Source organism: Actinosynnema sp. CS-041913 (assembly GCF_050942485.1).
In the GTDB taxonomy this organism is placed as follows: Bacteria; Actinomycetota; Actinomycetes; order Mycobacteriales; family Pseudonocardiaceae; genus Actinosynnema.
Map to the genome: position 1 here is coordinate 1 of NZ_CP192037.1, position 24,149 is coordinate 24,149.

Annotated in this window: 20 protein-coding genes, 2 tRNA genes and 1 pseudogene; 17 read left to right on the forward strand and 6 right to left on the reverse strand. The window is 69.8% G+C overall.

Going from position 1 to position 24,149, the window contains the following annotated elements; genetic code table 11:
* The 11 genes and pseudogenes from dnaA (at position 1) to ACQPZF_RS00055 (ending at position 13,478) form a co-directional block, all read left to right on the forward strand.
* Complete coding sequence (gene dnaA, locus ACQPZF_RS00005; RefSeq protein ID WP_433266914.1) at positions 1-1,542, forward strand: chromosomal replication initiator protein DnaA; 1,542 nt, start codon at positions 1-3, stop codon at positions 1,540-1,542.
* 885 nt (positions 1,543-2,427) lie between these two features.
* Positions 2,428-3,564 (forward strand): DNA polymerase III subunit beta, encoded by a 1,137-nt coding sequence (dnaN, locus tag ACQPZF_RS00010; protein ID WP_433266915.1) that lies wholly within the window; start codon positions 2,428-2,430, stop codon positions 3,562-3,564.
* Positions 3,565-3,596: 32 nt separating this feature from the next.
* Positions 3,597-4,511 (forward strand): phosphogluconate dehydrogenase (NAD(+)-dependent, decarboxylating), encoded by a 915-nt coding sequence (gene gnd, locus ACQPZF_RS00015; protein ID WP_433266917.1) that lies wholly within the window; start codon positions 3,597-3,599, stop codon positions 4,509-4,511.
* Positions 4,512-4,514: 3 nt separating this feature from the next.
* The gene (gene recF, locus ACQPZF_RS00020) at positions 4,515-5,630 is read left to right on the forward strand and encodes a DNA replication/repair protein RecF (RefSeq protein WP_433266918.1); all 1,116 of its coding nucleotides are present in this window, start codon (positions 4,515-4,517) and stop codon (positions 5,628-5,630) included.
* 118 nt (positions 5,631-5,748) lie between these two features.
* A complete protein-coding gene (locus ACQPZF_RS00025; protein ID WP_433274966.1) occupies positions 5,749-6,252 on the forward strand; it encodes a DUF721 domain-containing protein in 504 nt (167 codons plus the stop codon).
* Between the two features lie 239 nt (positions 6,253-6,491).
* Complete coding sequence (gyrB, locus tag ACQPZF_RS00030) at positions 6,492-8,462, forward strand: DNA topoisomerase (ATP-hydrolyzing) subunit B (RefSeq protein WP_433266920.1); 1,971 nt, start codon at positions 6,492-6,494, stop codon at positions 8,460-8,462.
* 49 nt (positions 8,463-8,511) lie between these two features.
* Positions 8,512-12,285, forward strand: a complete 3,774-nt coding sequence (gyrA, locus tag ACQPZF_RS00035; RefSeq protein WP_433266921.1) for an intein-containing DNA gyrase subunit A — start codon at positions 8,512-8,514, stop codon at positions 12,283-12,285.
* Between the two features lie 26 nt (positions 12,286-12,311).
* The gene (locus ACQPZF_RS00040; protein WP_433266922.1) at positions 12,312-13,088 is read left to right on the forward strand and encodes a DUF3566 domain-containing protein; all 777 of its coding nucleotides are present in this window, start codon (positions 12,312-12,314) and stop codon (positions 13,086-13,088) included.
* Between the two features lie 53 nt (positions 13,089-13,141).
* Positions 13,142-13,215, forward strand: a tRNA-Ile gene (locus ACQPZF_RS00045).
* Positions 13,216-13,250: 35 nt separating this feature from the next.
* A pseudogene (locus tag ACQPZF_RS00050) lies at positions 13,251-13,367 on the forward strand (DLW-39 family protein); the annotation flags it as partial.
* A gap of 38 nt (positions 13,368-13,405) precedes the next feature.
* Positions 13,406-13,478: transfer RNA gene (locus tag ACQPZF_RS00055), tRNA-Ala, on the forward strand.
* A gap of 293 nt (positions 13,479-13,771) precedes the next feature.
* Here ACQPZF_RS00055 and ACQPZF_RS00060 read toward each other — a convergent pair.
* Positions 13,772-14,197, reverse strand: a complete 426-nt coding sequence (locus tag ACQPZF_RS00060) for a DoxX family protein (protein ID WP_433266923.1) — start codon at positions 14,195-14,197, stop codon at positions 13,772-13,774.
* A 127-nt stretch (positions 14,198-14,324) separates the two neighbouring features.
* Between ACQPZF_RS00060 and ACQPZF_RS00065 the strand changes: the two genes are divergently transcribed.
* Complete coding sequence (locus tag ACQPZF_RS00065) at positions 14,325-14,879, forward strand: DUF2020 domain-containing protein (RefSeq protein WP_433266925.1); 555 nt, start codon at positions 14,325-14,327, stop codon at positions 14,877-14,879.
* Positions 14,880-14,981: 102 nt separating this feature from the next.
* On the opposite strand, the gene ACQPZF_RS00070 is transcribed toward ACQPZF_RS00065, so the two are convergent.
* The gene (locus ACQPZF_RS00070) at positions 14,982-15,593 is read right to left on the reverse strand and encodes a hypothetical protein (RefSeq protein ID WP_433266927.1); all 612 of its coding nucleotides are present in this window, start codon (positions 15,591-15,593) and stop codon (positions 14,982-14,984) included.
* An 86-nt stretch (positions 15,594-15,679) separates the two neighbouring features.
* Between ACQPZF_RS00070 and ACQPZF_RS00075 the strand changes: the two genes are divergently transcribed.
* Positions 15,680-16,237 (forward strand): peptidylprolyl isomerase, encoded by a 558-nt coding sequence (locus ACQPZF_RS00075; RefSeq protein WP_433266929.1) that lies wholly within the window; start codon positions 15,680-15,682, stop codon positions 16,235-16,237.
* 6 nt (positions 16,238-16,243) lie between these two features.
* The gene (locus ACQPZF_RS00080; protein ID WP_433266931.1) at positions 16,244-17,104 is read left to right on the forward strand and encodes a rhomboid family intramembrane serine protease; all 861 of its coding nucleotides are present in this window, start codon (positions 16,244-16,246) and stop codon (positions 17,102-17,104) included.
* A gap of 4 nt (positions 17,105-17,108) precedes the next feature.
* Here the strand turns inward: ACQPZF_RS00080 and ACQPZF_RS00085 are convergent, their stop codons facing one another.
* Both ACQPZF_RS00085 and crgA read right to left on the reverse strand, forming a co-directional pair.
* Positions 17,109-17,519 (reverse strand): PH domain-containing protein, encoded by a 411-nt coding sequence (locus ACQPZF_RS00085; RefSeq protein WP_433274968.1) that lies wholly within the window; start codon positions 17,517-17,519, stop codon positions 17,109-17,111.
* 217 nt (positions 17,520-17,736) lie between these two features.
* Positions 17,737-18,003, reverse strand: a complete 267-nt coding sequence (gene crgA, locus ACQPZF_RS00090; protein ID WP_433266933.1) for a cell division protein CrgA — start codon at positions 18,001-18,003, stop codon at positions 17,737-17,739.
* 662 nt (positions 18,004-18,665) lie between these two features.
* Between crgA and ACQPZF_RS00095 the strand changes: the two genes are divergently transcribed.
* Positions 18,666-19,712, forward strand: coding sequence for a class E sortase (locus ACQPZF_RS00095; RefSeq protein WP_433266935.1), 1,047 nt, complete (start codon positions 18,666-18,668; stop codon positions 19,710-19,712).
* Positions 19,712-19,870 (forward strand): hypothetical protein, encoded by a 159-nt coding sequence (locus ACQPZF_RS00100; protein ID WP_433266937.1) that lies wholly within the window; start codon positions 19,712-19,714, stop codon positions 19,868-19,870. Before ACQPZF_RS00095 ends, ACQPZF_RS00100 begins: the two co-directional genes overlap by 1 nt.
* A gap of 65 nt (positions 19,871-19,935) precedes the next feature.
* Here the strand turns inward: ACQPZF_RS00100 and ACQPZF_RS00105 are convergent, their stop codons facing one another.
* Positions 19,936-21,282 (reverse strand): FAD-dependent oxidoreductase, encoded by a 1,347-nt coding sequence (locus tag ACQPZF_RS00105; protein WP_433266939.1) that lies wholly within the window; start codon positions 21,280-21,282, stop codon positions 19,936-19,938.
* 66 nt (positions 21,283-21,348) lie between these two features.
* On the opposite strand from ACQPZF_RS00105, the gene ACQPZF_RS00110 reads away from it, so the two are divergent.
* Entirely contained in the window at positions 21,349-21,993 is a 645-nt protein-coding gene (locus ACQPZF_RS00110) for an aminodeoxychorismate/anthranilate synthase component II (RefSeq protein ID WP_433266941.1), read from the forward strand.
* A gap of 104 nt (positions 21,994-22,097) precedes the next feature.
* Here the strand turns inward: ACQPZF_RS00110 and pknB are convergent, their stop codons facing one another.
* The gene (gene pknB / locus ACQPZF_RS00115; RefSeq protein ID WP_433266942.1) at positions 22,098-24,089 is read right to left on the reverse strand and encodes a Stk1 family PASTA domain-containing Ser/Thr kinase; all 1,992 of its coding nucleotides are present in this window, start codon (positions 24,087-24,089) and stop codon (positions 22,098-22,100) included.
* Positions 24,090-24,149: the final 60 nt, after the last annotated feature.

Here is a 24,149-nt window from a genome sequence, read left to right on the forward strand (position 1 = left end):
GTGTCCGACCACCAGGCCGATCTGGGCCGAGTGTGGGAACAGGTCGTGCAGGAGCTGGCGGCCAGCACGCTGTCCCCGCAGCAACGCGCCTGGATGCGCGTGACCCGTCCCATCGGCCTGCTCGACGGCACGGCCCTGCTCGCCGCCCCGTCCGACTTCGCGAAGGAAGCGATCGAACGGGCCCTGCGCGAGCCGATCACCGCAGCCCTGTCCCGCCGCCTGGGCCGAGCCGTGTCCCTGGCCGTGAAGGTCGACTCGCCGGAACCGGTCAACGGCCCCCCGACGACCCCGATCCCCGTACCCGGCGTCAAGCCGATGCCGCTGCCCACGAACGGCGTGCCGCCGGAACTGACCGTGGTCGGCGAGGAGACGGAGACCGACGAAGAGGTCGACGAGGAAGGCGACGCGCTGGCCGCCGTCACCGAGATCTGGCCGACGTTCAGCGGCGGCGCGTCACCGAGCGGAACCCCGTTCACCCGCCCGGCGAACCCGGCGTCGTCGCAAACCAGGCTCAACGAGAAGTACAACTTCGACACCTTCGTGATCGGCGCGTCGAACCGCTTCGCCCACGCAGCCGCGGTAGCGGTAGCCGAAGCCCCGGCCCGCGCCTACAACCCGCTGTTCATCTGGGGCGAGTCGGGCCTGGGCAAGACCCACCTGCTGCACGCGGTCGGCCACTACGCGCAGCGACTGTTCCCCGGCATGCGGGTGCGGTACGTGTCCACGGAAGAGTTCACGAACGACTTCATCAACTCCCTGCGCGACGACCGCAAGGTGGCGTTCCAGCGCCGCTACCGGGACATCGACGTGCTGCTGGTGGACGACATCCAGTTCCTGGAGGGCAAGGAAGGAACGCAGGAAGAGTTCTTCCACACGTTCAACACCCTGCACAACTCGAACAAGCAGATCGTCGTCTCCTCGGACCGCCCCCCGAAGCGCCTGGAGACCCTGGAAGACCGCCTGCGGACCAGGTTCGAGTGGGGCCTGATCACCGACATCCAGCCGCCGGAACTGGAAACCCGCATCGCGATCCTGCGGAAGAAGGCCGCCCAGGACCGCCTGGCGGCCCCGGCGGAGGTGCTGGAGTTCATCGCGGCGAGGATCGAACGCAACATCCGAGAGCTGGAGGGAGCACTCATCCGGGTGACGGCGTTCGCGTCCCTCAACCGCCAACCGGTGGACGTGCAGCTAGCGGAGATAGTGCTCCGCGACCTGATCCCGGACTCCCACGCACCGGAGATCACGGCCCCGACCATCATGGCCGTGACAGCGGAGTTCTTCAGCGTGAGCATCGACGACCTCTGCGGCCCCGGCAAGACGAAGGTGCTGGCCCAGGCGAGGCAGATCTCGATGTACCTGTGCCGAGAACTGACCGACCTGTCACTCCCGAAGATCGGCCAAACCTTCGGCGGCCGAGACCACACCACGGTCATGCACGCGGACAAGAAGATCCGCAAGGAAATGGCCGAACGCCGCCGCGTCTACGAGCAGGTGCAGGAACTGACCTCCCGCATCAAGCAACGAGCCCGCCACACCCCCTGACACACCACCACGCGGGCAACGCACAGCTACTGCCGTGTCACTGTCGGCTGCCCGCACACCCCCGGCTGGGCTGCGTGTCATCCCGTACCGCCTGCCCAGCGGCGAGCGACGCTTTGAGCAGTTCGACTCCAGCCGCTGAGGGGCACGACAGTTCCAGCGCATCAAGCTGAGAGCCCCACCCCACACCCGGGCGTCAGCCCCTCACACCCGGGCGCAACGCGGCACCCAGACATCCACCTCCGCACCCGGGTGCCGCGCGCCCCACGCCCGGCCGGCACCGCCACACACCCGGGCGCAACCACCACACCACCACCCCACCCCACCCCACCCGAAGATTCCCGCTGAACCCCCACCGACAACCTGTCCACAGCCCGAGAAAAGACGCCGTTCGAGGGAGATCCAGGCCACGATCACCCTGTGCAGCACCCGGGTACAACCCGGCCCACACCCGGGGATACACCCGGGGACAACTCGGCCGACCTGTGGACCGAACGGAGCACGCCGGGAGTTCTCCCCGGGTGCGCCGATCTGTCCCCGGGTGCCACCCCGTACCAGTCCACAGCCCCAACCAGCCGATCACCTGCCAAAACGGCTGTTGTCCACACTGTCCACAGCCCCTACTGCTGTTGCTGTTGTCTTCCCTTGAAGAGAAGAACAAAGAAAAAACAGGCGGGGGTCGGTCCCGGGGACAGGGCTCCGCCCCGGGTGGAACCCGGGTGTGGCCCCGAGGTGACGAAGTGCTCCCCGACGCTCTACGGTGGAGCCTCCGCGCCGAGGGTCGGAACCGTCGACAGCGATCCGGCGAGGGACGCGGCTCCCCAACCCCACCGCAACGCTTGCTGTTGTGGGTCATGCCGACTTGAGGAACTTGAGAGAGGACGCCTCATGAAGATCCGCGTCGAGCGCGACGGCCTGGCCGACGCCGTCGCCTGGGTCGCGCGCAGCCTGCCGTCCCGGCCGCCGGTGCCGGTGCTCGGTGGGGTCCTGCTCGATGCCGGGGCGGAGGACGGGTCCGGTGAGGCGCTCACCGTGTCCGGCTTCGACTACGAGGTGTCCGCCCAGTGCGGTGTCCCGGCCACGATCGCGGACGGCGGCAAGGCGCTCGTCAGTGGCCGGCTGCTGGCCGACATCACCAAGGCGCTGCCGAACCACCCGGTCGAGATCGCGGTGGACGGGGCCCGGATGACGATTAGCTGCGGGTCCGCCCGGTTCTCGCTGCCGACCATGCCGGTCGAGGACTACCCGCAGCTCCCGTCCATGCCGCAGCTCGCGGGGCAGTTGCCCGGCGAGGTGTTCGGCGAGGCCGTCTCGCAGGTCGCCGTCGCCGCCGGCAAGGACGACACGCTGCCGATGCTGACCGGGGTCCGGCTGGAGATCGGCGAGGGCAAGCTGACGCTCGTCGCGACCGACCGGTTCCGGCTGGCGATGCGGGAGTTCCCGTGGGAGCCGGACGAGTCGCTCGGCGAGGTCGCCGTGCTCGTCCCGGCCAAGACGCTCAACGACTCCGCGAAGACGCTCGGCGCGTCCGGCGCGAAGATCGAGCTGTCGCTCGCCGCGAACGACGGCCTGCTCGGCCTGTCCGGCACCGGCCGCCGCACCACCACCCGGCTGCTCGACGCCGACTTCCCGAAGTACCGCCAGCTCCTGCCGACCGAGCACTCGGCCGCCGCCGTGATCGAGGTCGACTCGCTCCTCCAGGCGATCAAGCGCGTGTCGCTGGTCGCCGAGCGCGGCACGCAGGTCCGGCTGGAGTTCGTGGACTCGGTCCTGCGGCTGTCGGCCGGCGGGGACGACGAGGGCAGCGCGGAGGAGGAGCTGCCGGTCGACTACACCGGCGAGGCCGTCACGATCGCGTTCAACCCGACCTACCTGCACGACGGCCTCCAGGCGGTGCGCACCCCCAAGGCGCACCTGTCCTTCACCACCCCGAGCCGCCCGGCGCTGCTGAAGCCGGTCGACGAGGATGGGAACGTGGCGCCGGGCTACCTCTACCTGCTCATGCCCGTGCGCCTGCCCGGCTGACCAACCACCACACCCCAGGGGAGAGAACGACCGTGCAGCTCGGACTCGTCGGCCTCGGCAAGATGGGCTTCAACATGCGCGAGCGGATCCGCCGCGCGGGTCACGAAGTGGTCGGCTACGACCGCAACCCCGAAGTGACCGACGCCGACTCGCTCGCCGACATGGTGGGCAGGCTGGACGCGCCGCGCGTGGTGTGGGTGATGGTCCCGGCCGGCGACATCACCCGGCAGACGATCACCGAGCTGGGCGACCTGCTCAGCGCGGGTGACCTCGTCATCGACGGCGGGAACTCGCGGTTCACCGACGACTCGAAGAACGCGGAAGCCTTGGACGCCAAGGGGATCGCGTACGTCGACGCCGGGGTGTCCGGTGGCGTGTGGGGCCTGGAGAACGGCTACGGGCTGATGGTCGGCGGCGACGCCGAGCACGTCGGGCGCGCCATGCCGATCTTCGACGCGCTGCGGCCGGAAGGTCCACGCGAGGAGGGCTTCGCGCACGCCGGCCGGGTCGGTGCGGGCCACTTCGCGAAGATGGTGCACAACGGCATCGAGTACGGCCTGATGCAGGCCTACGCCGAGGGCTTCGAGCTGCTGGAGGCCTCCGCGCTGGTGGAGGACGTGCCGGCGACGATCAAGGCGTGGCAGCGCGGCACGGTGGTCCGGTCCTGGCTGCTGGACCTGCTGGTCCGCGCGCTGGAGTCGGACCCGGAGCTGGACGACCTGCGCGGCCACGTGGAGGACTCGGGCGAGGGCCGGTGGACCGTCGAGGAGGCGATCAACCACGCCGTGCCGGCGCCGGTGATCTCGGCCGCGCTGTTCGCCCGGTTCGCCTCCCGGCAGGACGACTCGCCTGCCATGCGCGCGGTCGCCGCGTTGCGCAACCAGTTCGGCGGGCACGCCGTGCAGGCTGCCGGTCCCTCTTCCGGTTCCGGCTCCACGCAGAGCTGAGCGTTGTACGTCCGGCACCTGCAAGTCGCGGACTTCAGGTCGTGGGAACAGGCGGACCTGGCGTTCGAGCCGGGGGTGAGCGTGCTGGTGGGGCGCAACGGGCAGGGCAAGACGAACCTGGTCGAGGCGCTCGGCTACGTGGCCACCCTCGGTTCGCACCGGGTCGCCACGGACGCGCCGCTGATCCGGCACGGGGCGGCGCGCGCGGTGGTGCGGACCGCGGTGGTCAACGAGGGCCGCGAGCTGCTGGTGGAGCTGGAGATCACGGCGGGCAAGGCGAACCGGGCGCGGATCAACCGCGGTCCGGTGCCGCGTCCGCGCGACGTGCTGGGAATCCTGCGGACGGTGCTGTTCGCGCCGGAGGACCTGGCGCTGGTGCGGGGCGACCCGGGTGAGCGGCGGCGGTTCCTGGACGAGTTGCTGACCAGCCGGTCCCCCCGGTACGCGGGGGTGCGCGCGGACTACGAGCGGGTGCTGAAGCAGCGCGGCGCGCTGTTGAAGAGCATCCGGTCGGTGCGGTCGGCGGACGTGGGCACGCTCGACGTGTGGGACGGGCACCTCGCCCGGCACGGCGCGGAACTGCTGGCGGGCCGGCTGGACCTGGTGGCGGACATCGCGCCGCACGTCGGCCGGTCGTACGCGGAGGTGGCGCCCGAGTCGCGACCGGCTCGAATCGCGTACCGGTCGAGCCTGGGCGATGCTTTCCCGGACACGCACGACCCGGAGGTGCTGGAGGACGCGTTGCTGGCGGAGCTGCACCGACTGCGCGGGCAGGAGGTCGAGCGGGGCGTGTGCCTCGTCGGTCCGCACCGGGACGACCTCGACCTGGCGCTCGGCGACCTGCCCGCGAAGGGCTACGCCAGTCACGGAGAGTCATGGTCGTTCGCGCTCGCCCTGCGGCTCGGCGGGTACGAACTGCTGCGCGCGGACGGCGCCGAGCCGGTGCTCGTGCTGGACGACGTGTTCGCCGAACTCGACCGGGACCGGCGGCGGCAGCTCGCCAAGGTGGCGGCTGCGGCGGAGCAGGTGTTGATCACCGCGGCGGTCGCGGAGGACCTGCCCGAGGAACTCGAAGGGGCGCGGTTCGAGGTATCCCACGGGGAGGTTCGCCGTGTCTGAGGAGCTGCGCCAAACGGGTGTGAGCGGCAACACAACTGGGGACAACCCTGTGGATGGTGTGGATAACTCGGCCACCGATGGGCACATATCCACACCTGAAGTCCCACATGTGGGTGGATTGAAGGGTTCGGACCTCGCTCGCGCCGCACTGGAGGCGGCTCGGGCGTCCGCGAAGGAACGCGGTTCGCGGGTCGCCCGGAGGGGTGTGCCGGGCGCCGCGGCACGTCGCCGCCGGCGGCGGCGCTGGTCCGGCGCCGGGCCCGACGACCGCGACCCCCAGCCGCTGGGCAGGCTCGCCTCCCGGATCGCCGCGGACAGGGGGTGGACCGAGCGCCTGGCGGGCGGCCAGGTGTTCGCGCGATGGGGCAAACTGGTCGGTGAGGACGTGGCCGAGCACGCCAAACCGGTCGCGTTCAGTGACGGTGAGTTGACGGTCCAGGCCGACTCGACGGCGTGGGCCACCCAGCTCAGGCTGTTGCAGCGGGAGCTGCTCAAGCGCATCGCGGCGGGCGTCGGCCACGGGGTCGTGAAGAACTTGAAGGTGCAGGGCCCGGCGGCGCCGAGCTGGCGGTACGGCCCCAGGCACGCCCCAGGGCGCGGACCACGTGACACCTACGGGTGAGCCTCGCCAGGGCGTCAGCGGCCATCCTGTGGCGCAGTGAGCGCCCACCAGCCGATTCGCACCCCTCGAACCGCCGGCGGACCATATCCGCCTTCACTTACGGCCGTCTGTGAGCAAACCAGAGGTGTCCTTGGTGGGTTTCTGGACGTCTCGCCCAGTAGGATCGAGGGGTATAGCGTGACCGCAGCGTCGCACCCTCCGGTGGCGAGTCGCTTGACGTCCGAGGAGACACCAGGCCCGTGGCAGCCAAGAAGAATGACTACAGCGCGTCCTCGATCACCGTCCTGGAAGGTCTGGACGCGGTCCGCAAGCGGCCCGGCATGTACATCGGGTCCACCGGCGAGCGCGGACTGCACCACCTGATCCAGGAGGTCGTGGACAACTCCGTGGACGAGGCGATGGCGGGGTACGCGTCCCTCGTGGACGTGACGCTGCTGGCCAACGGCGGTGTCCGGGTCATCGACGACGGCCGGGGCATCCCGATCGACATGCACCCCGTGGAGCAGCGGCCCGCGCTCGAAGTGGTGATGACGACGCTGCACGCGGGCGGCAAGTTCGACAGCGACTCCTACGCGGTGTCCGGCGGTCTGCACGGCGTCGGCATCTCCGTGGTGAACGCGCTGTCGACGGCCGTCGACGTGGAGGTCAAGACCCAGGGTTTCACGTGGAACCAGCGCTTCGAGGGCAGCAAGCCCGCCCACAGCCTGCGCAAGGGCGAGCCCACCGAGGAGACCGGCACGACCATCACGTACTGGGCGGACCCGGACATCTTCGAGACCACCGAGTACAACATCGAGACCATCGCCCGCCGCCTCCAGGAGATGGCGTTCCTCAACAAGGGCCTGACCATCGTCCTGCGTGACGAGCGCGTGCAGGAGACGGACGAGGAGGCCGACGCCGAGGGGCACGTGGCGGCGGTGCGCGAGCGCCGGTTCCACTACCCCGGCGGCCTGGAGGACTTCGTCCGCCACATCAACCACACCCGCGAGGCCGTGCACGAGAAGGTCATCTCGTTCGAGGCCAAGGGCGAGGACCTCGAAGTCGAGGTCGCGATGCAGTGGAACACCGGCTACACGCCGTCGGTCTACACGTTCGCCAACACGATCAACACGCACGAGGGCGGCACCCACGAGGAGGGCTTCCGCGCCGCGCTGACCCGGGTGGTCAACGAGTACGCGCGCGAGAAGAAGCTGCTCAAGGAGAAGGACACCAACCTCACCGGCGACGACATCCGCGAAGGGCTCGCGGCGATCATCTCGGTGAAGCTCAAGGAACCCCAGTTCGAGGGGCAGACCAAGACCAAGCTGGGCAACAGCGAGGCCAAGTCGTTCGTGCAGAAGTCCACCAACGAGCACCTGGCCGACTGGTTCGAGCGGCACCCGAACGAGACCAGGACCATCGTCACCAAGGCGGTGTCCTCCGCGCAGGCCCGCATCGCCGCGCGCAAGGCCCGCGAGCTGGTGCGCCGCAAGGGCGCCCTGGACATCGGCGGGCTGCCCGGCAAGCTCAAGGACTGCCGCTCCACCAACCCCGAGGACTGCGAGATCTACGTCGTGGAGGGCGACTCCGCGGGCGGCTCGGCCAAGGAGGGCCGGGACTCCATGTTCCAGGCGATCCTGCCGATCCGGGGCAAGATCATCAACGTGGAGAAGGCGCGCATCGACCGCGTGCTGAAGAACAACGAGGTCCAGTCGCTGATCACGGCCTTCGGCACGGGCATCCACGAGGACTTCGACCTGACGAAGCTGCGGTACCACAAGATCGTGCTGATGGCCGACGCCGACGTGGACGGCCAGCACATCCGCACCCTGCTGCTCACCCTGCTGTTCCGCTTCATGCGCCCGCTGATCGAGCACGGCCACGTGTACCTCGCGCAGCCGCCGCTCTACAAGATCAAGTGGCTGCGCCAGGACCCGGAGTACGCCTACTCCGACCGCGAGCGCGACGGCCTGATCCAGCAGGGCCTGGCGGCCGGCAAGAAGATCGGCAAGGAAGACAACATCCAGCGCTACAAGGGCCTCGGCGAGATGAACGCCGCGGAGCTGTGGGAAACCACCATGGACCCGGCCAACCGGGTGCTGCTGCAGGTCACGATGGACGACGCGGCGACGGCCGACGAGCTGTTCAGCGTGCTGATGGGCGAGGACGTGGAAGCGCGCCGCTCGTTCATCACCCGCAACGCCAAGGGCGTCCGCTTCCTCGACGTCTGAGTCCGGACCCACCGCCCGCAGCCCGCCGCAGGAGAAGGAAAGAAGAACCGTGACCGAGACGACCCTGCCCCCGGAGGGCGACCGCACCGAGCCGCGCGACATCCAGCAGGAGATGCAGAACTCGTACATCGACTACGCGATGAGCGTGATCGTGGGACGAGCCCTGCCGGACGTGCGCGACGGCCTCAAGCCGGTCCACGTCCGCGTCCTGTACTCGATGTACGACTCCGGCTTCCGCCCGGACCGCAGCTACAACAAGTGCGCCCGCGTGGTCGGCGACGTGATGGGCAACTACCACCCGCACGGCGACTCGGCGATCTACGACGCGCTGGTCCGCCTCGCCCAGCCGTGGTCGATGCGCTACCCGCTGATCGACGGCCAGGGCAACTTCGGCTCCCAGGGCAACGACCCGGCAGCCGCGATGCGCTACTGCGTCGTGCCGGAGACCCGGGTCCGGCTGGCGGACGGCTCGACGCCGCGCATCGGCGACATCGTGCCGGGAGCGCTGCCGAACAGCGACCACCCGATCGACCTCAAGGTGCTCGACCGCAACGGCGACCCGGTGCGCGCCGACATGCTGTTCCACTCCGGCGAGCACCCGACGCTGAAGCTGCGCACCCGCAACGGGTACGAGCTGACCGGCACCCACAACCACCCGGTGCTCTGCCTGGTGAACCTGCTCGGCGTGCCGACCCTGCTGTGGAAGCTGCTGGAGGAGATCAAGCCGGGTGACCGCGTGGTCCTGCAGCGCACGCCGCAGGACGAGGCGACGACGCTGACGCCCGAGCAGCGAGGTGCGGCCCTGCTCGCCGGTGCGTTCGTGAGCGAGGGGTTCGTCTCCGAGAGCCGTGCGGGCTTCAACAACCTCGACGCGGACTACTTCGAGCTCGTGGTCGCGGCGTACGACCTCGTCGTGGGCGGGCAGCGCTACGTCTACTCCCGCACGATCAAATCCGGTTCGCTCCTGCACGAGCTGGATGTGCAGAACCTCACCGCGCTCCGGCAGAGCGTGCTCGGCACGATGGTCGGTGAGCGCAGTGCGGCCAAGCGGGTGCCCGAGTTCGTCTGGCAGGGCGGGTCCGCGGCCAAGCGGGTGTTCCTCGCTTCGCTGTTCACCGGTGACGGCTCGGCGTCGGCGCTGCCGCGCAACACCGTGCAGGTCTCGTACTCGACGCGGAGCACCCGACTCGCCCGCGAGGTGCAACAGCTCCTGCTGGAGTTCGGTGTCGTCAGCACGCTGGTGAACTACGAGAACGGCGAGGTCAAGGTCGTCATCACCAACCGGCGTGACGCCCGGCTGTTCGCCCGCAACGTCGGGTTCCTCGGCGCGAAGCAGGACAAGCTGGCGGCGATCCTGGCGGCCGTGCCGGCGCAGAGCCGGGCGATGAGCAGCGACCACGTGCCGTTCGTCGGCGACTACATCCGCGCGCACGGCGCGGCGCGGTGGACCGAGCGCGACTGGCTGCGCAGGCACAACGTCGACCGCGTGGAGCGGTGGGAGCGCGACTACGACGAGATCGCCGCGCGGATCACCGACCGCGAGGTGCTGGGCGTGGTCGAGCCCCTGGTGGACGGCCGCTTCTACTACGCGGCGGTCGAATCCGTCACGGACGCGGGCGTCCAGCCGGTGTACAGCCTGCGGGTCGACACCGACGACCACGCGTTCATCACCGACGGCTTCGTCAGCCACAACACCGAGTGCCGGCTCACGCCGCTGGCCATGCAGATGCTGGCCGACATCGAGGAAGAGACCGTCGACTTCCGCGACAACTACGACGGTCGCATCCAGGAGCCGACGGTCCTGCCGTCGCGCATCCCGAACCTGCTGATCAACGGCAGCTCCGGCATCGCGGTCGGGATGGCCACCAACATCCCGCCGCACAACCTGCGCGAGGTCGCGGCCGGGGTGGTGTGGGCGCTGGACAACCCCGAGGCGTCCGACGAGGAGACGCTCGACGCGATGATCGAGCGGATCAAGGGGCCGGACTTCCCGACGTACGGCCAGATCCTCGGCACGGCCGGCATCGAGGACGCGTACCGCACCGGGCGCGGCTCGGTGAAGATGCGCGCGGTCGTGGAGATCGACGAGGACGCCAAGGGGCGCACCATCCTGGTCGTCACCGAGCTGCCCTACCAGGTGAACCCGGACAACCTGGTGGAGAACATCGCGACGCTGGTCCGCGACCAGAAGCTCACCGGCATCGCGAACATCGCCGACGAGTCGAACCGGCGCAGCGGCATGCGCATCGTCGTCACGCTCAAGCGGGACGCGGTCGCCAAGGTGGTGCTGAACAACCTCTACAAGCACACCCAGCTCCAGTACTCGTTCGGCGTGAACATGCTGGCCCTGGTCGACGGCGTGCCGCGCACGCTGCGGCTGGACCAGATGATCCGGCACTACGTGAAGCACCAGATCGAGGTCATCGTCCGGCGCACGCGGTACCGGCTGCGCAAGGCCGAGGAGCGGGCCCACATCCTGCGCGGCCTGGTCAAGGCGCTGGACCACCTGGACGAGGTGATCGCGCTGATCCGCCGGTCGGACACGCCCGACGTGGCGCGCACCGGCCTGATGCAGCTCCTGGACGTCGACGAGATCCAGGCGAACGCGATCCTGGAGATGCAGCTCCGCCGCCTGGCGGCCCTGGAACGGCAGAAGATCATCGACCAGCTCGCCGAGATCGAGCTGGAGATCGCCGACCTCAAGGACATCCTGGAGAAGCCGGAGCGGCAGCGCGCCATCGTGCGCGAAGAGCTGATGGCGATCGTGGACAAGCACGGCGACGACCGGCGGACGCACATCGTGCCGTTCGACGGCGACGTGTCGATGGAAGACCTGATCGCGGTCGAGGACGTCGTCGTCACGATCACCCGGACGGGGTACGCGAAGCGCACCAAGACCGACCTGTACCGCTCGCAGAAGCGCGGCGGCAAGGGCGTGCAGGGCGCGCAGCTCAAGCAGGACGACATCGTGCAGCACTTCTTCGTGTGCTCCACGCACGACTGGATCCTGTTCTTCACCAACAAGGGGCGGGTGTACCGGGCCAAGGCCTACGAGCTGCCCGAGGCCAACCGCAACGCGCGCGGCCAGCACGTGGCGAACCTGCTGGCGTTCCAGCCGGACGAGGAGATCGCCCAGGTCATCCAGATCAAGAACTACGGGGTCACGCCCTACCTGGTGCTGGCCACCAAGAAGGGGCTGGTCAAGAAGTCGAAGCTGTCCGACTTCGATTCCAACCGATCGGGTGGTCTGATCGGCATCAACCTGCGGGACGACGACGAGCTGGTGGGCGCGGTGCTCTGCTCGGCGGAGGACGACCTGCTCCTGGTGTCGGCCGACGGCCAGTCCATCCGGTTCCGCGCCGGCGACGAGGCGCTGCGGCCGATGGGCCGGGCCACGTCCGGCGTGCTCGGGATGCGTTTCAACAGCGGTGACGAGCTGTTGTCGATGGGTGTGGTCCAAGAGGGTCTGTTTGTTTTGGTGGCCACCGATGGTGGGTACGCCAAGCGCACGCCGATCGAGGACTACCCCGTCCAGGGTCGCGGTGGGAAGGGTGTGCTGACGATCCAGCACGACCGGAGGCGTGGGAGGCTTGTCGGCGCGCTCATCGTCGACGTCGACGACGAGCTGTACGCGATCACCTCTTCCGGCGGGGTCATCCGGACCAGCGCCGTGGAGGTGCGCAAAGCGGGCAGGCAGACGAAGGGCGTCCGGTTGATGAACCTGGGCGAAGGGACCACTCTCATCGCGGTGGCACGCAACGCCGACGAGACCGGAGACGTCCCCAATGGTGACGGCGGGGACCAGGCGGAGCCTGCCAACTAGCGCGAACGAGAGGTTGAGGACAGCTCGTGACTTCACCCGAGAAGCCAGAGGACAAGACCACGGTGATCACCCGGCCCGGCGCCGAGGCGACACCTGAGCAGCCGAAGGCGCAGACTTCGTCGGGTGCCGACACGGCCGCCGAGCAGGAGGCGCCCGTCACGCCGCCGCCCTGGCAGCGGGTCACGAGCGACGCGCGGTACGGCGAGGCGCGGCAGGTCGGGCCGGGCGACCCGGCGCCGGAGCAGCCGACGGTGGAGGTCGGGCAGCAGCCCTCGTACCCGGCCTCCGACCCGGACACGGTGGCGGTGGCCCGGCCGGTGATCACCGGGACGGCCGCGCCGCACGGCGCGCCACCCGGCGCGGCCCGGACGTCGGTCAACCTGGGCGCCGCGAACGGGCGGCCGGCGGCGTCCGGGTCTGCCTCGCGGCGGCCCGGCCGGGGACCTCGCCGGGCGAGCCTCCAGGTCAAGCGGGTCGACCCGTGGTCGGTGCTGAAGCTGGCGCTGGTGCTGGGTGTGGCGCTGTTCTTCGTGTGGCTGGTCGCGGTGGGCGTGCTGTACGGCGTGCTGAACGGCATGGGCGTGTGGGACAAGATCAACAACACCGCCAACGACCTGTTGCAGGGCAACGAGCCGTCCGGCGACCCGTTGATCAGCGCCGGGCGCGTGTTCGGTGTCGCGGCGATCGTCGGCGCGGTCAACATCGTGCTGTTCACGGCGCTGGCCACGGTCGGCGCGTTCGTCTACAACGTGTCGGCGGACCTCGCCGGCGGGCTCGAAGTGACCTTGTCCGAACGGGAGTGACCCGGTTTGGGGCGACGACTGGGGATCGTGTACTGTTGCCGTCGTTGCCCCGAGGGCCTATAGCTCAGGCGGTTAGAGCGCTTCACTGATAATGAAGAGGTCGGAGGTTCAAGTCCTCCTAGGCCCACCGGATGTTCGCAGGATTGCAGAGGGGAAACTGCTGTGAAGAAGATCATCGCACTTGTCGCCGTCGCCGGTGCGGTCCTGTTCTTCGTCAAGCGCAGCCGCTCGGCCAAGGCCGACGCGGACCTGTGGCGCGAGGCCACCGCTCCGACCGACTGAACCCGCGAAGGGCGGATTTCTGCCGCTCCTCGCGAGGGGACGTAGCTCAATTGGCAGAGCACCGCCTTTGCAAGGCGGGGGTTAGGGGTTCGATTCCCCTCGTCTCCACGGGCTCGGGCGACCCGTGTTCGCGGAATGCGCTCACCTGGTCGCCCGTCCTCCTTGTGGGGGTGCAACCCCCACGCCCCGCCCGGCGGGCTTCGCCCCCGGACCCCCGATGTGGTGGTCCGGTTGCGTTGTCTGGTGCCGGGTGCGGTGGGTGTACGTACTTTAAGGTCCGCGCGATGCGCGGACCTTTTTCGTGCGTGGTGGTGGGGGAACGAGACTTGGGTTGGGAGGCTGGGGCCGGCCGTGGTCCCTGGGTTGTCGGGCGGGAGCACGGCCGGCCGGTTGGCTGGTGGTTAGGCGTTGGCCAGGGACGTTGACGTGTTGTGTTGTTTGCGGCCGGCGATCACTCGGTCCAGGGCCCAGGCGCCTGGGCCGGTGAAGACCAGGAGCAGGAAGACCCAGGAGTACACGGCGGCTAGTTCTCCGTGGTTCTGGATCGGCAGCAGGCCGTCCGGCTGGTGCACCACGAAGTACGCGTACGCCATCGCACCCGACGAGATGAGGGCGGCGACGCGTGTCCCCAGGCCGACGACGATCAGCGCGCCGCCGACGAGTTCGATCAGTCCCGCCGGGCCTGCCGGCCAGGACGTGATGGACACCGCACCCTTCGCACCCAGCACACCGAACAGCTTCTGTGCCCCGTGGCACACGAACAACACGCCGACGACGATCCGGAACAGCGCAAGGGCGTGATCACGACCGCGGTCTAAGACGTTCATCTTGGGTTCAGTCCTCACATCGCAGGGCGGCCTGGCAGGGTAAGGACAACCTAACCCCCATGACGTTGCGTGCCTAGGTCGTCACCCTGTCGATTAGCTGTTGGGATTCTGATTGACTTGCCACCCTATGAACCGAGCGCTGCGCAATGCCCTGCCGTCCCTGCTGGTCCTCGGCGCGCTGACCGCGTGCGGCACCGCCGACCCGACCGTCACGCCGACCGCGACGTCGCCGACCGTCGCGCGAAGCACCCCGGCCGCCACCGCGCCGGCCGGACCGCCGCCCGTGCCGGAGCCGACCGCTGATGGGACGTGTCCCTATTTGGCGTCGACGGTCGTCGCCGAGTCCAACGGACAACTGGTGCGGAATGTCCGGCTGTCCGCCGACCAGCCCGATCCCGCCTGTTTCTTCTACGCGAACGCCACTGACGTGCAGTTGTCGGTGTGGGTATTCCACGGTGACGCGAAAACGGCGAAAGCCGTGGTCGACCGGGCCACCCCGGTCGCCGAGTCCAGCCCGGCGAGCGCGCCCGAGGGGTGGGCCGGCGGGTCGCTGGCGGCCGGCGAGGGCGCGGTCTACGCGGTCGCCAAGGACGGCGACGCGGTGGTCGTGACCAGCAACCAGAAGCAGACCATCAAGGCGCGGCGGATCGCCGAGACCGTGATCGGCAACCTGGGCCTGTGAGGCTGGGACTGTGAGGCTGGGCCGGTCGAGGCCGGCCGGTGGAGAACCGCGTGCTTCGCGCCCGCCCCGGAATCCGGCGGCGGGCGCGAAGGGTGGTGCGGGCTAGCTCCGGTCGGTGACGCTCTGGTCGGCGACACGGCCGTTGCGGGCGGCTGTGTCACCGGGCACGGCGTCCGGAGTCGGCTCGACGACCTCCTCCTCGACGTCCTCCAAGTGCACTTCCTGCGGCCGGCGGGTGAGCGCCACGTAGCCGGCGACCACGCCCGCCACGAGGATGCCGAGCACCCACGGCCACTTGCGGCTCTTGGGCCGCTGCGACGCCGCGTAGTCCTTCCGGGCCTGCTTGGCGGCCTTGCGCACGTCCTTGGCGCGCGACCCGGCCTCCTTGCGGGCCCGTTCGGCGGCCTTCGCGACGTCCTTGCGGACGCCCTTGGCCTTCTTGGCGAGCCGCTTGCGCGTCTTGCGGGTCGACTTCTCGACCTCCTCGGCCTTCTCGACCAGCAGGCCCGCGCGGTCCGCGACCACACCACGCAGGTGCTCGGCCGTGACGCCCCGCTCGGCGAGCTTGCCCTCGGCCCGTTCCGCCCACGTGACCGCCGTGTCCGCGCCCGCTTGACCAGCGCGGACAGCGTTACGACGGACGGCGCGCAGACCCGTGCCGACGGCCTTGCCAACCGACTCCCCGGCTCGGGTCATGGCAGCTACCTCATCCATATCGCGCTCCACAAGCTGTCGGTCAGTCACGCTTCGGCTATACCCATCGTGCCCCTTCCCCAACCCTCCCGCCCACGGATGGCACGATGGTGGGTGTGGCAGACAGCAACGACTCGCTCGTCGGGACCAAGGTGACGGCGACCCTGCACACCTCGCAGGGCGACATCCGCATCACCCTCTTCCCCGACCACGCTCCCAAGACGGTGGCGAACTTCGTCGGTTTGGCGGAGGGGACCAAGGACTACTCCGAGGCCAACGCTCGCGGGGAGGCCACCGGTCCGTTCTACGACGGTGCGGTCTTCCACCGCGTCATCGCGGGCTTCATGCTCCAGGGCGGCGACCCGACCGGCACCGGCCGCGGCGGCCCCGGCTACAAGTTCGCCGACGAGTTCCACCCGGAACTCCAGTTCAACAAGCCCTACCTGTTGGCGATGGCGAACTCCGGGCCCAACTCGAACGGCTCGCAGTTCTTCATCACGGTCGCGCCGACCACGTGGCTGAACTTCAAGCACACCATCTTCGGCGAGGTCGCCGACCAGGACTCGATCAACGTGGTGAACACGATCGGCAACCTGCCGACCGGAGCCGGCGACCGCCCGGTCACCGACGTGGTGATCGAGAAGGTCTCGATCGAGCGCGCCTGAGAGCCCGTGAACCCGCCTGTCGCCCCCGGTGACCCGGTCGGCACGCCCACCTGCGTGCGGCACCCCGACCGGGCCACCGGGCTGCGGTGCACCCGGTGCGAACGCCCGGCGTGCCCCGAGTGCCTGCGCGACGCCTCCGTCGGCTACCAGTGCGTGGACTGCGTGTCCGAGGGCCGGCGCACCGCGCGCCGGTCCCGCACCTTCGTCGGGGCGGAGTTCTCGTCGCGCCTGGTCGTGACGCCCGTGCTGATCGCGCTGAACGTGCTGCTGTTCGCGGTGACCGCGGCGCAGGCGGGCAGCGTGGTGAGCAACGAGCGCTCGCCGTTGTTCGCGGACTTCTTCCTGTGGCCGGTCGGGATCTACCTGGGCGAGTGGTGGCGGCTGGTCACCTCGGGGTTCCTGCACTTCGGGCCCGCGCACCTGGCGCTGAACATGATCGCCCTGTACGTGCTGGGGCGTGACCTGGAACCGGTGTTCGGCAAGGTCCGGTTCCTCGCCGTCTACCTGGTGTCGCTGCTGGGCGGCGGGGTCGCGGTGTACCTGTTCGGCGGGGTGAACACACCGGTCGCGGGCGCTTCCGGCGCGGTCTACGGCCTGATGGGCGCGATGCTGGTGGCCGTGCTGCGGCTGAAGCTCAACCCGGGTTCGGCGCTGGGCGTCATCGGCTTGAACCTCGTGCTGAGCTTCACCCTGCCGGGGATCTCGCTGCTCGGGCACCTCGGCGGCCTGGTCGTCGGCGCGGCGGTGACCGCCGGCCTGGTCTACGCGCCGCCCGCCCGCCGTGACGTGTGGCAGACGGGCGCGGTGGTCGGGGCGTTCGTGCTGTTGGTCGTGATGGCGTTCGTGCGGACCGGCCAGCTCGGCTAGGGCTTCAGGGGCGCAGCGCGTGCAGGACGTCGGCCACGTCCTCCGGGTCGGTGCCCAGGTCCATCGGGGTGAGGACGAACAACTGCTCGTCCTCGCCCTGCCGCCAGTCCAGCTCCAGGGTGGCCACCTCGCGGCCCAGCCGGCGGGTGCGGACGAGTTTCACCTTCACCTGGTGCCAGGGCAGGTGGCGGGCGCCGGTGAGGGTGCGGACGGTCAGGCCGTCGCCGTCCGCGGTGAGCTTGGGGCGCACGAACGTGCTGTAGGCGGCCAGCGCCAGCAGCATCGCCGTCGCCGTGCCCAGCATGACCCTCGCGGTGGCCTCGGGGCCGAGGATCGTGGCCACGAGGGCCACCGCGGCGAGTGCCCAGGCCAGGGCGGCTACGGCCGGTTTGGGGGACCAGGAGCGGGGTGGCATCACGCGTTCGAGTGTCCCCTATGTGGACAACTGGAGGGCTCTACCGGCCCTTGTGCAATTTGGCGCAAAGTTGTCCACAGGAGTTGTCCCCATTGGGGATGAGTTACATCTCTGTGCTTCGGTGACCGAAAGGTGAACTGGGTGAACCAACGGCTAACGTGCGACGGCCCGGACGCGTGAACCGTCCGGGCCGTCCGCCACGTGGCGTAGCGCGTGGTCAGCGCCACCGCATGGTCATGAGCAACCCAATGATCATCAGGGCGAACCCGATACCGAAGTTCCAGCTCCCGAGGTCCATCATCACCGGGACCTTCTCGCCCGCGATGTAGTTGACCACCAGCCACGCCAGGCCGAGCAGCATCATGCCGAGCATCACGGCGATGTAGACCGGGTGCGACGGACCGGCCGCCTTCACCTTCACCGGGGTGCGGCGATCGGCCGGCGCCGTGTAGACGGCCTTCTTGCGGACCTTGGACTTGGGCATTCTGTCCTCGCCTGACGGGTGGATGAGCCTCCAGTGGCGCGAGTTTACGTCCACTGCTGGATGAACACGTTAACGTAACCGGGCAGGTCCCTGAAGCACCGTGTAGTTCTGGAACGTTCGGCCCGGGAGGTTTTTCGGTGAGCTACGACCCGCCCCCGCCGCGAGGCGGCCCGTCGGGCCCGCCGCCGGGACGACCGCTTCGTCCCAGGCCAGGGCCCCAACGCCCGACGCCGCCACCGCCACCGGCGCCCGAAGAGGTCACGCGGATCGCGCCGGGAGCGTGGGACGAGCCTTCGGTCCGGCCGCCCACACCACCTCAAGGACACCCCCGTTCGAGCGACCCGCGCCACGCCGAGGGCCGCCACAGCGACTCGTCCGCGCCCCGCCCCTACGCCCCGCATCGCGCTCCGGATCGCGCTCCGGATCGCACCTCGGGCGGTCGCCGCGCGCTGCCGGACGCCGGGGTCGACGCGGGCCCGGGGTTCGGCGGCCCGGATTCCTGGTCGGGCCGGCTCAGTCCTGACACGGGGCCGAACGGGTTCCGCCGTCCTGGCACCCCTGACCTGAACGGCGAGCCCGAACTGCTGACACCCGGTCGCAGGCCCCGGCCCGGACCGCCGCCACCGCTGTCGCCACCGCCGTTGGCACCGTCAGCACCGCCGTTGGCACCGCCGGCACCGTCAGCCGCGCCGGCCGACGCCACCCGCTACACGAACGCGTTCTCCGGCAGCCTCCCGCCGCCGCCCGCGTCGCCCCAGGCCGGTCCACTCCGGACCGCACGCCCGCGACCTCGACCCGTCGACCCGCCCACCGAGATCATCGAACCGGTCGAAGACGAGTACGTAGACGACTACGACGACTACGACGACGACTACGTGGACGACTACGACGACGACCCACCTCCGCCCCCGGACAGCACGGCGCGCAAAACCGTCCGCACGGTCGGCGAGCTGCTGATCACCGCGGGCCTGGTGATCCTGCTCTTCGTCGTCTACGAGGTCTACGTCACCGACCTCATCTCCGCCGGCAAGCAGGACGACGCGACCAGCGCCCTGGACGAGCAGTGGAACGCCAACACCGTCGAACCCGCCGACCCGCAGCGCGAGCTCAAGTACGACCTGATCGAGGGCCAGGCGTTCGCCAAGATGTACATCCCGGTGTTCGGCCCGGACTACAAGTTCTCCGTCGTCGAGGGCACCACCGACAAGCACCTCGAAATCGGTCCCGGCCACTACGTGAACACCGCGCTGCCCGGCAACCCCGGCAACTTCGCGGTCGCCGGGCACCGGGTCGGCAAGGGCGCGCCGTTCAACGACCTGGACCTGCTCAACTCGTGTGACGCGATCATCGTGGAGACGCAGACGCACTGGTTCGTCTACCGGATGCTGCCCAAGGCGGGCGAGGTCGCGGGCTGGGCGCAGAACGAGAAGTCGAAGAGCAAGCAGTGCGCGAAGGTGTCGCCGCTGGGCGGCTCCTACGACAAGACGGTCGGCCAGGAGATCGTGCTGCCCACGCAGGGCGAGGTCATCAACGAGGTGCCGCACTTCACCGGCGCGGCTCCCCCCGAGGCGCAGCAGGTGGCGCTGATGACGCTGACCACCTGCCACCCCCGGTTCTCCGACAAGCAGCGGCTGATCGTGCACGCGGTGCTGGACCAGGGTTATCCCAAGGCGCCGGGGTTCGTGCCCGAAGAGCTCAAGGAGCAGTGATGTACGGCTGGATCTGGCGCCACCTCCCCGGGCCGCTGCCGGTGCGCGTGATCGAGGCACTGGTGCTGGTGGCCGGGGTGGTGGCGTTGCTGATGTTCGTCGTGTTCCCGTGGGCCGAGCCGAAGCTGCCGTTCAACAACGTGACGACCGCCCAGTGACGCCCAGGGCCGGGCGAGTCGCGCGATAGGCGCTGTGCGGACCGGGCGAGCCGTCCGGCAGGCGCTCAGGGCAGGGAGACCGCCGTCATCGTCTCCCGGTCCACGACCTTGATCCGCGCACGGCCCCGCTCCTCACCCAGCGCGATCTCGTGGGCGTCGAGCCTGCGCCAGCCGTCGACCGTGGTGAACGGCACGGCGCGCTGCTCCAAGAACCGCACCACGGCGTCCGGGTCGGCGACCGGGGCACCGGGCAGCGCCGGGGCGTCCGCGAGCAGGCTGGTCACGGTCTCCAGCGCGTCGCCCTTGGTGTGGCCGATGAGCCCGATGGGGCCGCGCTTGATCCAGCCGGTGACGTAGACGCCGGTGATGGCCTGGTCGTCCAGGTCGAGCACGCGGCCCGCCTGGTGCGGCACGGTGCCCGAGGTGTGGTCGAACGGCAGGTCGGGCAGGTGCGTGGACAGGTAGCCGACCGCCCGGTACACGGCCTGGACGGGCCAGTCGGTGAACTCGCCGGTGCCCGCCACGCTGCCGTCGCCGACCAGCTTCATCCGCTCGGTGCGCAGGCCGGCGACCCTGCCGTCGGCGCCGAGCACCTCGACCGGCGCTTCCAGGAAGTGCAGGTGCAGCTTGCGCGGGCGGTCGCCGACGTCGCGGATCGCCCACTCCTGGAGCGTCTTCACGACCATCTCGACCTGCTTGTTGGACCGGATCGACGCCATGCTGGCCGCGCAGAAGTCGATGCCCTCCGGGTGCACGACCACCTCGACGTTCGGCGAGTGGTCGAGTTCGCGCAGCTCCAGCGGCGTGAACTTGGCCTGGGCCGGACCACGCCTGCCGAACACGTGCACGTCGGTGACCGGGCTGGCCGCCAGGCCCCGGTGGACGTTGTCCGGGATCTCGGTGTTGAGCAGCTCGTCGGCGGTCTTGGCGAGGATGCGGGCGACGTCCAGCGCCACGTTGCCGACGCCGAGCACGGCGACCTGCGAGGCGTCCAGCGGCCAGTCGCGCGGCACGTCGGGGTGGCCGTCGTACCAGGACACGAAGTCGGCCGCGCCGTAGGAGCCGGCCAGGTCGATGCCGGGGATGTCCAGCGGCCGGTCCCTCTCCGCCCCGGTGGAGAAGATGACGGCGTCGTAGAACTGGCGCAGGTCGTCCAGCTTCAGGTCCACGCCGTACTCGACGTTGCCGAAGAACCGGATCTCCGGCCGGTCCAGCACGCGCTGGAGGGCGGTCACGATGCCCTTGATGCGCGGGTGGTCCGGCGCGACGCCGTACCTGATCAGGCCGTACGGGGCGGGCATCCGCTCGAACAGGTCGATGCTGACGTCCGCGTCCGACTTGGTCAGGGTGTCGGCGGCGTAGATGCCCGCGGGGCCCGCGCCGACGACGGCGACGCGCAGTGGACGTGTCATACCTATAGGTTAGGAGAGCCTAAGCTCACTTCTGACGAGAGGTTGGTCACGGCTACGCTGGCGGCCATGCGCGTGCTCGTGGTCGACAACTACGACAGCTTCGTCTACAACCTCGTCCAGTACCTGGCCCAGCTCGGGGTCGAGTGCGTGGTGCGGCGCAACGACGCCGTCGACCTGGATGAGATCACCGGGGTCGGCGGTGTGCTGGTCAGCCCCGGCCCCAGCACGCCCGACAAGGCGGGCCGAAGCATGGACGTGATCCGCCGGTGCGCGGACAGCGGCGTCCCGGTGTTCGGGGTGTGCCTCGGCCACCAGGCGATCGGCGCGGTGTGGGGCGGCACCGTCGACCTCGCGCCGGAGCTGCTGCACGGCAAGACCAGCGTCGTGCACCACAGCGGGGCCGGCGTGCTGGCCGGCGTGCCCAGCCCGTTCACGGCCACCCGGTACCACTCGCTGACCGTGCTGCCGGACACCATCCCCGCCGAGTTCGAGGTCACCGGCCGCACCGAGAGCGGTGTGGTGATGGCGATGCGGCACCGGGAGCTGCCGGTCGAGGGCGTGCAGTTCCACCCGGAGTCCGTGCTCACCGAGGGCGGGCACCGGATGCTCGCCAACTGGCTCCGGGTGTGCGGCTTCGAGGTGCCCGAGAGCACCGTGGCGCAGCTTGAGAACGGCATGCGCCAGCTCGCGGCGGCGGCCGGCCAGGTCTGATCCGACCGCGACCGGGCCGACCGCGACCGGGCCGGCTGAACGAGGCCAGACCATGACGAAGGCCCCCGACTCCGGCGCGGAGTCGGGGGCCTTCGTCGTCACCGCTACCTGGTCGGCCCGGTCGACCCGATCCTGAACTCGAACACGATCACCGTGATCCGCGCGTTCTTCGCGACCGCCGCGTCCGGCTTGATCTCCGTGTCCGCGATCTTCTTGTCCTGCGCCAGGTCGTTGGTCGGCGTCTTGGACGCCACGTTCAGATCACCGGTCCACCCGAGCGAGTTCAGCTTCGCCCGCGCCTGGCTCTCGGTCATCCCGGTCAGGTCGGGCATCAGGAACTGGTTGCCCTTCGACACGCTCAGCGTGACGAAGCTGCCCTTCTCGGCACGGCCGGGGCCCGGGTTCTGCGCGACCACCTCGCCCTGGTCCTTCGGGCTGTCCACGTCCTTGATCTGCACCTTGAAGCCGTTGCCCTCCAGCGTCTCCCGCGCCCGCTGCTGGGTCTGGCCAGTCACGTCGGGAAGCTGCACGGTGTCCGGGCCCTTGCCGATGAACACGGTGATGGTGCTGCCGCGGGCCGCCTTCGTGCCGGAGCCGGGGTTCTGGTCGGCGACCTTGCCGACCAGCCTGGGGTCCTCCACCTCGACCTGCTCGGTGGACTGCTTGAACACCCACTTGTCGGTTTCGAGCTTCTTCTGCGCGTCGACCGGCGACAGGCCCTTCACGTCGGGCACCTCGACCTGCTCGGCCGCCGCGCCCACGACGAGCGTGACCTTGGTGTTGTACTTGTCGACCTCGCGGCCCGTCGGCGGGTCGGTCTCCAGGACCTTGTTGATGTCGTCGGTGGTGCACTCGATCGGCGCGCCCGGCTGGCACGGCTGCGGCGACAGGATGTACTGGAGGCCGAGCTTCTGCAGCTCGTCCTGGGCCGCCGTCGCCGTCTGCCCCTTCAGGTCCGGGACCTTCACCTTGTTCGAGTCGGCGCTGTTGCCCTTGTCGCCCAGCAGCGACGTGGTAATCCACGCGGCGAGGGCGAGGACCGCGACGCACAGCAGGACGACCAGCGTGATCATGATCGTCTTCTTGCGCCGGGCCCGCCGCTCCGCCTCTTCCTCCGCCACCGGGTCGTAGTCGTCCGGCTCCTCGCGGGACGCGGCCGGGCGGTGTCTGCCGCCGGCGGCCACCTCGGTGCGCGGCGACTGGTTGAGCACCGCCGTGCGATCCTCGGGCGTCATCACGGCGGGCGCGGACGGGCGTTGGCCGGACAGCACGCGCACCAGGTCCGCGCGCATCTCGGCGGCCGACTGGTAGCGGTTCGCCGGGCCCTTCGCCATCGCCTTCAGCACGATCGCGTCCAGCGCGGGCGTCACCTTCGGGTTCAGCGACGACGGCGGCTTCGGGTCCTCCCGCACGTGCTGGTAGGCCACCGCCACGGGCGAGTCGCCGGTGAACGGCGGCTCGCCGGTCAGCAGCTCGAACAGCACGCAGCCCGACGCGTACACGTCCGACCGGGCGTCGACGGCCTCGCCGCGCGCCTGCTCCGGCGACAGGTACTGGGCGGTGCCGATCACGGCCGCCGTCTGGGTCACCGCCGCCTGGCCGTCGTGCACGGCCCGCGCGATGCCGAAGTCCATCACCTTGACCGCGCCCGACCGGGTGATCATCACGTTCGCGGGCTTCACGTCCCGGTGCACGATCCCGTGCCGGTGGCTGAAGTCCAGCGCGGCCGACACGTCGGCCATGATCTCCATCGCGCGCTTGCCGGTCAGCGGTCCCTGCGTCTTCACGATGTCGCGCAGCGTCCGACCGTCGACGTATTCCATGACGATGTAAGGCAGCGGGCCGTACTCGGTGTTCGTCTCACCGGTGTCGTAGACGGCGACGATGGCGGGGTGGTTCAGCGCCGCGGAGTTCTGGGCCTCCCGCCGGAACCGCTCCTGGAACTGGGTGTCGCGGGCGAGGTCGGCGCGGAGCACCTTGATCGCCACGTCCCGGCCGAGCCGCACGTCGCGGCCCTTGTGGACCTCCGACATACCGCCGTAGCCGAGGGTCTCACCCAGTTCGTAGCGGTTGGAGAGCAGTCGCGGAGTGCTCATCAGTGCTTCGTCCCGCTCCTCGTCAACGGTCCTGCCATCGCTTGCGTCCGCCTTCGTACC